This window comes from Flavobacteriales bacterium (assembly GCA_019694795.1).
Lineage (GTDB): Bacteria > Bacteroidota > Bacteroidia > Flavobacteriales_D > UBA2798 > UBA2798.
Window position 1 is genome coordinate 1 of sequence record JAIBBF010000063.1, and the last position, 13,262, is coordinate 13,262.

General features: G+C 41.5%; 10 protein-coding genes. 6 read left to right on the plus strand and 4 right to left on the minus strand.

Features of this window, described 5'->3' with window-relative positions:
• From K1X56_13185 to K1X56_13200, 4 genes are all read left to right on the plus strand, one after another.
• A partial coding sequence (locus K1X56_13185; protein MBX7095668.1) for a hypothetical protein occupies window positions 1–488 on the plus strand: 488 nt, incomplete at its 5' end.
• Between the two features lie 487 nt (window positions 489–975).
• On the plus strand, window positions 976–1,953 hold the full coding sequence (locus K1X56_13190; GenBank protein MBX7095669.1) for a M23 family metallopeptidase: 978 nt from the start codon (window positions 976–978) through the stop codon (window positions 1,951–1,953).
• Between the two features lie 71 nt (window positions 1,954–2,024).
• Window positions 2,025–2,321 (plus strand): MerR family transcriptional regulator, encoded by a 297-nt coding sequence (locus K1X56_13195; protein ID MBX7095670.1) that lies wholly within the window; start codon window positions 2,025–2,027, stop codon window positions 2,319–2,321.
• Window positions 2,322–2,576: 255 nt separating this feature from the next.
• A complete protein-coding gene (locus K1X56_13200; GenBank protein MBX7095671.1) occupies window positions 2,577–3,524 on the plus strand; it encodes a glucosaminidase domain-containing protein in 948 nt (315 codons plus the stop codon).
• A gap of 113 nt (window positions 3,525–3,637) precedes the next feature.
• On the opposite strand, the gene K1X56_13205 is transcribed toward K1X56_13200, so the two are convergent.
• From K1X56_13205 to K1X56_13220, 4 genes are read right to left on the minus strand one after another with little or no spacing between them, the layout of a single operon-like run.
• Window positions 3,638–4,537, minus strand: coding sequence for a hypothetical protein (locus K1X56_13205; GenBank protein ID MBX7095672.1), 900 nt, complete (start codon window positions 4,535–4,537; stop codon window positions 3,638–3,640).
• A complete protein-coding gene (locus K1X56_13210) occupies window positions 4,534–6,540 on the minus strand; it encodes a thioredoxin domain-containing protein (GenBank protein MBX7095673.1) in 2,007 nt (668 codons plus the stop codon). The genes K1X56_13205 and K1X56_13210 overlap by 4 nt, the downstream gene beginning before the upstream one ends.
• Before the next feature lies 1 nt (window position 6,541).
• On the minus strand, window positions 6,542–7,024 hold the full coding sequence (locus K1X56_13215; protein MBX7095674.1) for an LEA type 2 family protein: 483 nt from the start codon (window positions 7,022–7,024) through the stop codon (window positions 6,542–6,544).
• Window position 7,025: 1 nt separating this feature from the next.
• Window positions 7,026–8,399 (minus strand): dipeptidase, encoded by a 1,374-nt coding sequence (locus K1X56_13220; protein ID MBX7095675.1) that lies wholly within the window; start codon window positions 8,397–8,399, stop codon window positions 7,026–7,028.
• 198 nt (window positions 8,400–8,597) lie between these two features.
• On the opposite strand from K1X56_13220, the gene K1X56_13225 reads away from it, so the two are divergent.
• Both K1X56_13225 and K1X56_13230 read left to right on the plus strand, forming a co-directional pair.
• The gene (locus tag K1X56_13225) at window positions 8,598–12,176 is read left to right on the plus strand and encodes a gliding motility-associated C-terminal domain-containing protein (GenBank protein MBX7095676.1); all 3,579 of its coding nucleotides are present in this window, start codon (window positions 8,598–8,600) and stop codon (window positions 12,174–12,176) included.
• A 107-nt stretch (window positions 12,177–12,283) separates the two neighbouring features.
• A partial coding sequence (locus K1X56_13230; protein ID MBX7095677.1) for a choice-of-anchor L domain-containing protein occupies window positions 12,284–13,262 on the plus strand: 979 nt, incomplete at its 3' end.

The following is a 13,262-nucleotide window of genomic DNA, read 5'->3' on the forward strand; positions in this document are numbered from 1 at the left end:
GGCGTATGGGAGGAAATCAATGGGTATTAGCTGACCTTATAAACAGGAGAAACATTTTTGGTTTTGCCAGCGGAAATAGTCCTATTTACACCCAAACAGATGGTGAGATGCGTTCGAAGTTAAATGGAACATTTATTGGTGGGACTCAATATTTCATAAACGGGTTCACAGCACCACAAGTAAACACCTCCGGTTATATGTTACTAGGAAATGATTTAGGAAATGCTCCAAATAATTTCTATAACCAGAAAGGAGCTTTTTCGATGTTACACTTCAATAGGAACTCCAATAATCCGGGATTCATTCAGGAACAAGGTTACAGAACCTGGATGAAAACAGGTATCACATTTACAGATAATCAGGACCGGGCATACATTGGATATCGGGCTAATGCATTAGATGTTTCAGATTTCATTGTAAACTGGAGCGATAATTTGGTAGGTGGGGTTGTTGCGCCGGATAATATGATTTTTAATTTTCTTTCTTAGAATTTCGCTCCTTTTCTAATTGAAATAATTTACCCGTTTTCTTTTCACAATAATATTCCTCTAAAAAATTTCAATGAAAATTAGTGTACTTCTGTGTTCATAGTCCAAAAACCCACCCGGCAACAATCCGATTCCACGCTCCGCTCTGAATGACGCACGGTTTGTATTCCCATTTCATCAATCCTTTTTTTCCCTTCTACCTTTCTGCCCACCACCTAATTTTCCCTTACTACCCACTTCCTATTTCCCATTCTACTCTTTTACTACTCCCTATTTTCCCTTTTACCTTTCGGCCCACTACCCATTTCCCCTTCTACCTTTCTGCCCACTCCCTACTTCCCATTTCCCCTTCTACCTTTCTACCCACTGCCCACTACCCTTCTACCTACTTACCGTTTTCCCCTCCGCGTTCTTCTAAAAACGCTGAGCGCAACTTAGTGCACTTGTGTCTTCGTGGTATCCCCCAAATTTCCTTAAATTAGCAACGATGTCGAAAGTCAAGTATCGATACAACCCCGAAACGCTCACCTATGAAAAGGTGGAACCCGGATTCCGTGAACGGATTCTGAAGGCACTCCCTTATTTAGCGGGAAGTATAGTATTTGCTGTGGCTATTATTCTGATTTACGAAAACCAGCCCTTTTTTAAATCACCCCGTGAGCAAGCCTATGCACGCGACAATGCCCAGTTGCGCCAGCAATACGAGTTATTGCAAAAGCAATTGAAGGACGTTGAAATGGTATTGGCGGATATTCAGGAGCGCGACGACAATATTTACCGTGTTATCTTCGAAGCAGAGCCTTATCCCAATCACAAGCGCGAGCGTGCCACCGGTGGAAGCAGCAAGTACCGCGAGTTTGCCGATTATGAAAGTGGACAATTAATTACAGAAACGTACGAAGCCATCGACCGCATTGAAAAGAAATTATATGCGCAATCGAAAAGTTTCGATGAGGTGATTCAACTTGCCAAAAAACGCGAAAATATGTTAGCCAGTATTCCGGCCATCATTCCCGTTAACCGAAAAGAACTCCGCTCGGCGATTGGTCCCTTCGGATGGCGTATCGATCCCATTTATAAAACGCGGGCCATGCACACCGGAATGGATTTCCCTGCCGAAACAGGCACCAAAGTGTACGCCTCAGGCGATGGGGTAGTGGAAAATGTTGAATCGAATTACTGGGGTTATGGAAATATAGTTTTGATTAATCATGGTTTCGGATACAAATCCATGTACGCGCACTTGAGTCGTTTTAATGCTAAAATCGGACAAAAAGTTAAGCGTGGAGAAGTAATCGGATTTGTGGGTTCAACCGGAAAATCTACAGCGCCACACTTGCATTATGAAATTATTAAAAACGGCGAAAAAGTTAATCCCGTGAATTATTATTATAACGATCTTTCGCCCGCCGAATACGAAGAGATGCTGAAAGCTGCCTCGTCGTCGGGAACATCGTTCGACTAATCCTCTGCACCTTGCCCTACAAAGAGCGTCCAACCGTAAAATTGTATTACTCCATTGGAGAAGTGGCCAAAATGTTTGGTGTAAACACTTCGCTCATTCGTTTCTGGGAAAAAGAATTCGATGTAATTAAACCTACCAAGAATAAAAAAGGAAACCGTTTGTTTACAGCGGAGGACATCGAGAACTTTAAAAAGATCTTTGCGCTGGTTAAGGGCGAAGGATATACCTTACAGGGCGCCAAAGAGAAAATTAAGGAAGGTTTCGAGGAAGAAGAAAAAGCGGTGGTGGAAGTACTCGACAAACGCTCGGCGATTGAAAAGCTGATCATGGTAAAAGAAAAGCTCCGCCAGCTTCGCGACTCTTTATAAAGATATAGGCACTAAAACAGGGACAGGACCTCCAATCGGGGTCCTTTTTCATGTCCACCCCAAAATTTCGAGTCCAGAATTTAGCCCAACTTGAAGTAGACAGAAAAATTTATTTAACTATAAATCAGTTATTTATAGCATTTATCTAAAAATTACTTCAAAAAGATATTAACAATTTTGAAACTATTGTTGATATCCCGCCGTTAGAGGTACTGTTTTCAACAACAAACAACAAACAATTAACAAACCTCTACCATGAACACCTCAGTCCTCAAAATTGCTGTCCTTTTTGTAGCAGGCATCCTCCAGCTCGAATTAGCGGCCCAACCGGCTGAACGAAGAATTTCTCGTAAAGAATATGTACAACTCTGGGCCGATGAAGCGCAACGTCAGATGCTCGAATTTGGAATACCAGCATCCATTACACTTGCACAAGGTATTTTAGAAAGTGGCGACGGTAACTCTCCATTGGCTCGCTATGCAAATAATCATTTTGGAATTAAATGTCACGATAACTGGAATGGTGAAACCTTCATCCAGGATGATGATAAACGTGATGAGTGTTTCAGAAAATATGAAAGTGCGGAACAATCCTTTCAGGATCACTCCAACTTTTTAAAAACAAGAAGCAGATACAGCAGTTTGTTTATGCTCGATCCTACCGATTATAAAGGATGGGCCAAAGGATTAAAAAAAGCAGGATACGCAACTAATCCGCAATACGCCGATATTTTAATTCAGATCATTGAAGACAATGGCTTGTCGAAATTCGACGGACTTACACTTGCTGAACATAAAAAGCCGGTAGTAAAACCTGTGAAAGATGAATTCATTGCCAATAAGCAGATTCAACATACAGTAAAAATTCAGGACAACAATGTAAAATACATCATTGCTAAAGACGGCGATACCTATTATAAATTATCGAAAGAATTTGAAATGGGATTATGGCAGATTTACAAATACAATGATCTCAGCAAAAAAGATGTATTGCAGGCAGGAGACATTATTTATCTGCAACCAAAAAGAAACAAAGCGAAACTTGAGAATCACCGTGTACAGGAGGGGGAAACCATGCACATGGTCTCACAGAAATACGGAATAAAACTTAGTAAACTCTACAAGCTCAACAACATTGTTCCCGGCACAGGTGAGCCTGAACCCGGTACATTGTTGAACCTGAGAAAAAAGAAAAAGGCCTAGGAGGGCCAAAGGAAGCCATCTAATGAGGAGGTAGCAATTAGTTTGGTTTGTTCTACCGAGAGGTAGGTTGTTGTTTGTTCGGAAAGACCCTGATTCAGTCAGGGTTTTTTCGTTTAATAAAATTCGTAGGAATATTTGAACACGTAAATCAAACCCGTTTCAAAATCTTTCATTACCTGGGCCGACATCAACAGTGTATTCTTTTCATAAATCAAACTGCGCAGTGTTTTCTGTTTTCCATTATGAAAAATCGCCTGCTCATATAAATTTCCGAAAGTATCGTAGGTATACGTGTCGATGATTTCATTGTAGCCAAACACATAACTGATATCACTTTTTTTACTCACTCTCCCCTTCTCATCGTATTCAAATTTGATTTTCGATTCCTTACCCGAAAGTGTTAAACGAAATACATCTTCGATATGATAACCCAGATCGTCGTAATAAGAAAAACATTCCTGGTATTCCTTATCGTAGTTGTTATAATATTTTCTGACTTTCTGATTTTTTACAAATTGATGATAGGTAAATGTTTCAGAAGAAATCACGAATTGTTGTCCGAGTTTAAAATGATAGCGGTCGTGTCCACAATTTTCTTCTCTGCAATAGGTCTCTTTAATGATTCTGCCCAATGAATCGTATTCATAATTATACGAGTAAAATCCGTTGTTGTCGTTTCGCCTTTTAGTGAGGAGACGATCCTTATCGTCGTAAATAAAATAAATAATGGTGGTGTCCTTATTACTGCTATAAGATGCGAATGTCGACATCATAATCACCAATCTTCCTTTTTGATCGAATTCATAATGAAAAAACTGATCGCGTTCCTGCATAGCCTCCCCTTCGCGTTTAGTGCTTACGCTGCCGCGGATAATTTTCACTTTGTTGGTGCGGATAAATTCTCTCCGGAAAAAATTCTCATCCGTGAAAGCATTCCCCTCTCCGTTCTCAATAATTTGAGCACGGGAAAAAAGAGAAAGAAAAAGGAAAAAAATAAAAGCGCCTCTCTTCATTGTAAAAGTTCCAAAGCCTGCTGAAGCTCTGTTACCGGCAAATTACAGGAATTATTTCTGCACACATAAAAGGACACCGCTCCGGTTTTGAACCTGTTTTTTAACATTGGCAGCTCACTTTCGTGTGCAGCGCAAAGAACTCGCAGGTAAGGATGGTAATGTGACCAAAGTACCTGCTGATGATGTTCTGCATCTGTTCCGCTTAGGATGATTTCCTTTTTTTCACTGAGGAAACGCAATAACAAGTCGGCCCAGTTGGAATAAGACGAACCGTAATCGGCCATATGGGGATAAACCATTTGCAGCATCTGTTCGGCATGTTGACTGTATTTCGAATGACCCGAGTATTCTCCCAGCGAATACAAAGCCTGCGCCATTACCGAATTGGAGGCGGGAATTACGTTATCGGTAATTTCAGTTTTCCGGGCAATCAATTGTTCAACATCTACCGACGTAAAATAAAACAAAGGCGAATCCGGATCACTAAATTTTTCAATTACATAATCTGCCCTTCGTATCCCCTGCTGCAGCCAGAATTCGTCCGAACTGATTTCGAAAAGCTGTATAAAGGCATCCAGTACAAATGCATGGTCTTCCAAAAATCCATTCACATAAACCTGTTCTCCGTGAAGAATATGATACAAACCACCATCGCCTCGCAAAAATTCACGAAGAATAAAATGTCCCAATTTCAAGGCACGCTCACGGTACACTTGTTTCCCTGTGCAACGAAAGGCATCCGCATAACTGCGAATCATTAAGGCATTCCAGGAGCATATTTTTTTATTGTCTAAAAAGGGACGTTCACGTTTATTCCTTGCTTCCATTAAAAGCAGATGTGCATGTGATTTTTTTTCCTGCAATTCATCTACACTCATTTTATGTTGATGAGCAAAGGCTTCATCCTTTTCCCTTCGTAATAAAATATATTTTCCATCTTCCCACTCACCGAGATAATTCACCTGATAATAGGCAGCGAACCAATCGTAATCTTCTTTTAACACCGATTGAAGTTCGGTTTTTGTCCACACATAAAAACTCCCCTCCTCCCCTTCACTGTCGGCATCCAGTGCCGAATAAAATCCATGCTCGGCCGAACCAAATTCACGTTCACAAAACTGAAGACTACGCTCTACCATTTCGAGATAGAGATGATCCTTTTTATACCGGTAAGCTTCAGCATAAAGCGAAATGATTTGCGCATTATCGTACAACATTTTTTCAAAATGCGGCACTTTCCAAATGAGATCAACCGAGTATCTTGTTATACCGCCACCGAGCTGATCATAAATTCCTCCTAATGCAATCTTATCGAGAGTGAGCAATACATGCTTCAACACCAGGTCATCCTTTTTCTCAATGGCATAGTGGAGAAGAAACAAATAATTATTCGGCAAAGGAAATTTCGGTGCGCGATTGGGTCCACCCTCCTGCATATCGAACGATCGTTTCCATTTTTCTACCAAATGCAAAAGATGTTGATTTTCGAATTCAATTTCTTTTTCCGGTTTTTCTACCAGATCACTCAATTGAACGCCCTGTGTTAATCGCTCTGCATAATCCAATACCTTTTCCGGTTCATCTTTCCAGATGGCATGCAAGTGATATAAAATTTTCATCCATTGCGCCGTTGGAAAATAGGTTCCGCCGTAAACGGGACGACCATCCGGCAATACAAAACAATTCAGCGGCCAACCTCCTTGTCCACTCATTAATTGCACCGCATTCATGTAAACCTGATCGAGGTCCGGCCGTTCTTCGCGATCTACTTTTACGCATACAAAATACCGGTTCATCACTGAAGCTGCATCGTTATTGCTAAAGGTTTCATGTTCCATTACGTGACACCAATGGCAAGAGGAATAACCAATACTGATGAGCATTAATTTTCCTTCCGATTTCGCTTTTTCAAATGCCTCTTCGCCCCAAGGGAACCAGTCGACCGGGTTCTCTGCGTGTTGTTGCAAATAAGGACTTTTCTCCTTGGCGAGCCGGTTACTCATCCTAATCGTTTTTAAGATCTTTCATATCGACCTGTTGTTTAAACTCCACGTCGAATTTTTTCCCGAAAATAAAAACTCTGCCTTTAATCCATCCTTTTACACCAACGTTCACCTTACCGGTGATGGCCATTGAAATTCCGGAAGCAAGAGCCGCTTTTCCGATCGCTTTGGGATCCGCTTCGATGATTACATCATATACACTTTCATTCTTTTTTTTCAGAATGACTTTCTGCTTCAATTTCGCTTTTCCGGCATCAACTCCACCTATGGTTAAAGCAAGATCCGATTTCACAACTTTAATTTTATAATTGTTCGGATTGTTTAAGGTCACCCCCAGGGTGATGCGCAATTCATCTTTAGAAACCTTATTAAAATTTACACGCTGTACATTTTTGAATTCAACATCTTCATAGCTCATGCAAGCTTGTAATAAAAAGAAGGCTGCTCCGACAAGAAGCAGCCTGAATGAAAATACAGATCTCATGTTATTGCTTATTGAGTTCTGCAAAATTACGGAAGAAGAGCGGAATGGTTTCAATTCCCTTCATGTAATTAAATACGCCATAATGTTCATTCGGTGAGTGAATCGCGTCGCTATCGAGACCAAAGCCAAATAGTACGGAGTCGAGACCCAATTCTTTTTTAAACAAGGCTACAATCGGAATACTTCCGCCGCCTCGTGTAGGAACCGGTTTTTTACCAAAAGTTTCTTCCATTGCTGTAGCTGCTGCCTGATATGCAGGAGAAGCGGTTGACACTACAACAGGTTCACCACCGTGGTGAGGACGAACTTCTACTTTTACACTTTTCGGTGCAATTTTTTCGAAATGATCCTTAAATAATTTCGTGATCGTTTGCGAATCCTGATTAGGGACCAAACGCATGGATATTTTTGCAAAGGCCTTAGAAGGAAGAACAGTTTTTGCACCTTCACCAATGTATCCACCCCAAATTCCATTTACATCGAGGGTAGGACGAATACCGGTGCGTTCTAATGTGGTGTAACTCTTTTCACCATGCACATCATCAATATCCAAATCCTTTTTATAAGCTTCCAGACTAAATGGCGCTTTGTTCATTTCGTTACGCTCATCTGCACTTAATTCTACCACCTGATCATAAAATCCGGGAATGGTAATGTGATTATTTTCATCGTGCAGGGAGGCAATCATTTTTGCAAGAATATTAATCGGATTTGCAACTGCACCTCCGTAAACTCCACTATGCAAATCGCGGTTTGGACCCGTAACTTCTACTTCCAGATAACTTAATCCGCGCAATCCGGTATCGATAGAAGGAATATCGTTTGCAATCATGGCTGTATCTGAAATCAGAATCACATCTGCCTTTAAACGATCTTTATTTGCTTTAACAAAGGGACCCAAATTATCAGAACCAATTTCTTCTTCACCTTCAATCATGAATTTCACGTTACACGCTAATGTTCCGGTGCGCATCATGGTTTCGAATGCTTTTACATGCATATACACCTGCCCTTTATCATCGCAAGCACCGCGTGCATAAATTTTACCATCTTTCACCACCGGTTCAAAAGGAGGAGAAGTCCACAATTCATACGGATCAGCAGGCTGCACGTCATAGTGACCATACACCAGAACAGTTGGCAATTTCGGATCCACCATTTTCTCGCCGTATACAATCGGATTACCATTGGTTGGACATAATTCCACTTTCTCTGCACCGGCTTCCAATAAACGCGCCTTGATGGTTTCTGCTGTACGGATTACATCATTTTTAAATTTTGGATCTGCGCTTACAGAAGGAATGCGTAATAAATCAAGCAGCTCGTTAATGAAACGCTCCTGATTGGCATCGATGTATGATTTTATTGTGCTCATTGTAAAAGTATTTGCGGCAAATATAACAGTATTCGAGCAGCAACAAACGAAATATGCAGAAGGATCAGCAAAACCATTGATTTCCCAATGAAAAATTACCGTCTGATTTCTTCCCTTCAATGGGAATGCAACCAATTGCTCCTAATGGCCGTCGTAAGAATGTAAAATGCTTATTTTTAAGTCACTATTGCAATACCTATGAAACTACACGGAATTACGATCGCATTTCTCCTGATTTTCTCACACTCAGTGCTTAAGGCACAGGAAAACCAACAACTCAACATTATTCAGAATAAGGGTCAGTGGGACCAAAAGGCGAAGTACAAAGCCGATATTCCCGGTGGATATGCCTGGCTGGAGAAAAATGCGATTACCTATCAGTTTCGCCACGGCGAGGATATGGAATTGCTCCACCAGAAGCATCATGGCAAAATGAAGGATAAAGAATTAACGATTCGTAATCACGTTTACTCACAGCAATTTATTGGCGTAAACGAAAAATCAACGGTACGTCATCAAAAAACGCAGTCTTTTTACCACAATTATTTTTTAGGCAACGATCCTTCCAAATGGGCAAGTTTTGTTCCTGTTTCTTACGAAGTGATTTACGACAATTTTTATCCGGGAATTGATTTGAAAGTCTACAGCAAAAACGGAATGTTTAAATACGACTTTATCGTAGCACCCCATTCAGATCCCACGCAAATCCGCTGGAATTATTCCGGCATTGAGCCTGAATTAAAAAATGATCGTCTGATTTTCGCCTCCAATGCAGGAGAAATTTCAGAATTCATTCCGGAAGCGTATCAAATCGTTAACGGTGTAAAAAAGAATGTTGCGTGTAAATATAAACTGAAGGATGGCGTAGTGTCATTTCAGCTAGGAAAAAGCTATGATTCACGCTATGAATTAATCATCGATCCCACCCTGATATTTTCAACCTTTACCGGAAGCACGGCCGACAACTGGGGTTATTCTGCTACTTACGACAACAACGGAAATATGTATGTTGGGGGTGTTGTTTTTGGCAATGGATATCCCACTACCGCAGGTGCTTTCGATAATACATTTGCAAATGGTACAGGTGTGGTAATTGATATGGGGATTTCTAAATTTTCCGCTAACGGATCCAGTTTATTGTATTCCACTTACATCGGCGGATCCGGATCAGATGCTCCGCATTCTCTTATCGTAAACAACAATGGAGAATTAATTATCTCGGGAACTACTTCATCCACTAATTATCCCGTTACTGCAGGTTGTTACGATAATTCATTCAATGGCGGAAGTTATGTAAGCATCGACGCGTATATCGATTACAATGGCGGTTCGGATATTGTGTTGACCAAACTTAATTCAAGCGGAAGTGCATTGATCGGATCCACTTACCTCGGAGGAAGTGGTAATGACGGAATCAATGATGTAGCTACTTTATTTTACAACTATGGCGATACCAACCGCGGTGAAGTGGTGATTGATGATAATGGAGATATCTATATTACATCCTGTACACAATCGTCCAACTTCCCCACTACACCGGGTAGTTTATCGCAAACCAAACAAGGAACACAAGATGCAGTAGTTGTGCATATGGATCCATTGTTAACCACTCTGGTTTGGGGGACATTTGTTGGAGGAACAGGTAATGAAGCAGGTTATGGAATTAAAGTAGGCAGCAATGGAAATGTGTATGTGAGCGGAGGAACAACCAGCTCTAATTTTCCGGTAACTGCAGGTACTTTACAAACCAATTACCAGGGAGGAAGTGCCGACGGATTTATTATTTCATTGAGTAATACGAATGGAAGTCAGGTAGCCGGAACCTATTTAGGAACGAATGCCTACGACCAAACTTACTTTATTGAACTCGATGCAGATAATGATGTGTATGTAATTGGACAAACCACGGGTGTATATCCGGTATTTAACGCAGCGTTTAGTCACCCGAATTCACCACAATTCATTCAGAAAACCAACAGCACACTTAACGCGAGTATTTATTCCACCGTATTTGGATCTGGAGCACATAATGATATTGATATTTCTCCAACTGCGTTTTTGGTGGACAATTGCGAAAATGTATATGTCAGCGGCTGGGGAGGATCTACGAATAATCAGGGAACAACCAACGGATTACCTGTAACAACGGATGCGTATGATGCCACTACCGATGGAAGTGATTTTTACTTTTTCGTGATGGAACGCAATGCAGGTTCTCAACTATACGGATCGTATTTTGGAGGAAACAGTTTTGTTGGAGAACATGTGGATGGAGGAACAAGTCGCTTCGATAAAAACGGAACCATTTATCAAGCCGTTTGTGCGGCCTGCGGAAATACGAGTTTCCCTACCACACCGGGAGTATGGTCAACCACCAACAATTCCAGCAACTGTAATCTTGCAGGATTAAAAATGGAATTTGTATACACCGGAATTGTGGCTGATGCCAATGCTGCACCCAACATTATCGCTTGCGATCCACCATTCCTGGTGAATTTTACCGGATCAAGTTCTGCCGTAGATCACATTTGGGATTTTGGCGACGGAACCGGAAATTCAACACAACAAAATCCGAGTTACGTATTTACCGATACCGGCCATTTTACCATTACCTATATTGCAATCGATTCATCAACTTGTAATATTGCCGACACTGTATTTTTGAGCGTTGACATTTTACAAAGCGAAACCTTCAGTGCAGAAATTAATATTCCTCCGTTCGATCCTTGTCAGGGAAATAACCTAACTGTAGATTTAGTTTTCACCGGTAGCGGTGCCGATTCATTATCCTGGAACATGGGTGATGGTACCATTTACACCAACGATACTACTGTAACACATACCTATAACGGACAAGGAACTTACATCATCACACTCACTGCTTACGATTTTACCTGTAACAGGGTAGAAACCATTAGCGATACCGTTTCCTATACCGCAACGGCTGTGGTTGCCAATGCAAATGCATCACCCAATGTGATTGCCTGCGATCCGCCATACACTGTAAACTTTAGCAGTGGTTCATCAGCGCCTCAACATTTGTGGTATTTCGATGATCCATTAAATTCAACATCAACACAAGCGAATCCCAGTTTCACTTTTGTAGACACCGGATCGTACAACATCATGTATATTGCGATCGACTCCAGCTCATGCAACATTGCCGACACTGCATATTTATCGGTAGTTATTTTGCAACCCAAAGAGTTTTCTGCATCATTAAGCAGTTTCCCTCCACAACCATGTTCCGATAGTGTGGTAGTAGATATCCACTTCACCGGAACCGGTGCCGACACCTTGATTTGGGACATGGGTAACGGAACTCAATTTTTAAACGACACTTCCATTCATTATGTCTACACTGTACCCGGAGTATACACCATCAGTTTAACAGCCATTGATGCCGTTTGCGATAAAACAGAAACCATTACACAAACAGTGGTTGTAGAAGGATCCACCGTACAGGGAATTGTTCAGGTGCCCAATGTATTTTCACCCAATGGTGATGCGGATAATCCGGAATTCATTGCCTTCTATTCTAATTATCCAGGTGCGGATATTTTGGAATCGATGGATCAGTACCATGTGGAAATCTACAACCGCTGGGGTAAAAAAGTGTTTGAATCGGAAAGCGGTAAAGAAAAATGGGATGGTAAATTCAAAGGAAAGGATGTAGATGAAGGCGTCTATTTTTACATTCTCACCTACCAACGCCAGTGTTGGGATAAAGAACCGGTAACTGTAAATGGACACGTAACCGTAATCCGGAATAAATAACTTGTTAAGCCTTTCAGCATTTCAAGAAAGGAAGTGATTTTTTTAACTTTCATTAGCAGGATGCAACTTTATTGAGCTATTTTGTGTCCTGCTTGAGAGCTCATCTTATGAAAAAATTGCTTTTTACCTTGCTTTGCCTGTTTTCAGGTCAGGCATTTGGTCAGTTAGTGGTAAACAATACCACCATGACCCCCACTCAATTGGTTCAAAACGTATTAGTTGGAACTGGTGTAACAGTATCTAACGTCACCTTTAACGGTGCACCGGGAAATACGGTAACCACCCAGGCCGGTGAATTTAATGGGGTTAATGCCAATGTTGGACTCACCACGGGTATCATCCTGGCCTCAGGCGATGCCCAAGCTGCTGTTGGACCCAACAACTCCGGTGGATTTTCATTAGGTCCTCCGCAAGGAACTTCAGCAACCGATCCTGATTTGGCAGCCATCACACCGTGGAATATTTACGACCAGGCTGTGTTGGAATTTGACTTCGTCCCCATTGGAGATTCCATTTCTTTCCGTTATGTTTTTGCTTCGGAGGAATATGACGAATATGTATGCGGAACCGTAAATGATGCATTCGGATTTTTTATTTCGGGTCCGGGTATTACAGGTCCATACACCAATAACGCCGCTAACATTGCCGTTGTTCCGGGAACCAATACACCCGTTTCCATTAACACCGTTAATCTTGGAGTAGCTGGAACTAATGGTACCGCTTCCAACTGTGCACTTCTCGACCCCAACTGGGCGTCTTACAATGTTTATTACGCAGGAAGTAATCCGCAAAACAACAACACCAGCGTTCAGTATGATGGTTGGACAACTGTTCTTACTGCGCGTGCTGCGGTGCAATGCGGACAAACCTATCACATTAAACTTGCCATTGCCGATGCAGGAGATGGCGTTTGGGATTCCGGTGTTTTCCTCGAAGGAGGTTCACTTACATCAGTAGGAGTAGATGTAACCGTTGCCACCGTTACCGGTGATTCCACCATCATTGAAGGATGTTCCGATGCAACATTTATTTTTACTCGTCCCGATACCACCGGCGACCTCACCATCAACTTCGATATTTCTGGTA

Bases quoted from the DNA above. Each gene is read 5' to 3' on its own strand.
- K1X56_13200 (MBX7095671.1), top strand. From the start codon at position 2,577: ATGAACACCTCAGTCCTCAAAATTGCTGTCCTTTTTGTAGCAGGCATC.
- K1X56_13220 (MBX7095675.1), bottom strand. From the start codon at position 8,399: ATGAGCACAATAAAATCATACATCGATGCCAATCAGGAGCGTTTCATT.
- K1X56_13225 (MBX7095676.1), top strand. From the start codon at position 8,598: ATGAAACTACACGGAATTACGATCGCATTTCTCCTGATTTTCTCACAC.
- K1X56_13215 (MBX7095674.1), bottom strand. From the start codon at position 7,024: ATGAGATCTGTATTTTCATTCAGGCTGCTTCTTGTCGGAGCAGCCTTC.
- K1X56_13205 (MBX7095672.1), bottom strand. From the start codon at position 4,537: ATGAAGAGAGGCGCTTTTATTTTTTTCCTTTTTCTTTCTCTTTTTTCC.
- K1X56_13210 (MBX7095673.1), bottom strand. From the start codon at position 6,540: ATGAGTAACCGGCTCGCCAAGGAGAAAAGTCCTTATTTGCAACAACAC.
- K1X56_13190 (MBX7095669.1), top strand. From the start codon at position 976: ATGTCGAAAGTCAAGTATCGATACAACCCCGAAACGCTCACCTATGAA.
- K1X56_13195 (MBX7095670.1), top strand. From the start codon at position 2,025: ATGTTTGGTGTAAACACTTCGCTCATTCGTTTCTGGGAAAAAGAATTC.